The 360-nt window shown below is 60.0% G+C and carries 1 protein-coding gene; it reads right to left on the reverse strand.

Features of this window, described 5'->3' with window-relative positions; translation table 11 throughout:
• Positions 1-241: transposase (locus tag KNP77_RS15845; RefSeq protein ID WP_251139135.1), on the reverse strand; the 241-nt coding region annotated here is incomplete at its 3' end.
• Positions 242-360: the final 119 nt, after the last annotated feature.

The raw sequence follows: 360 nt of genomic DNA on the forward strand, positions 1-360 counted from the left end.
TGAGGCTCGCGTTGACGTCGCGGTCGTGGTGTGTGCCGCAAGCGGCGCATGTCCACTCGCGGACGTGCAGGTCCTTCTTGCCGCCGTTCCCGCCACAGGCCGAACAAACCTGGGTCGAGGCGAACCACGGGTCGGCCTGGATCAGTGTGCGGCCGTGGATCCTGCATTTGTAGGCGAGCTGGCGGACGAACTCGCCCCACCCGGCGTCCCCGATCGACTTTGCCAGGCGGCGGACCCGCATCATCTCCCTCGGCTTCAGCGTCTCGACGACGACTATAAATGATAGTTTTAAGATGTCCTAAAACGTTGGGATAACAATGTACAATTTCGTCTCCTTCTCGCATACTTGTTCACGAGGTG

Origin of the sequence: Exiguobacterium sp. s142 (genome assembly GCF_018618455.1) — a bacterium.
Taxonomy (GTDB): domain Bacteria; phylum Bacillota; class Bacilli; order Exiguobacteriales; family Exiguobacteriaceae; genus Exiguobacterium; species Exiguobacterium aurantiacum_A.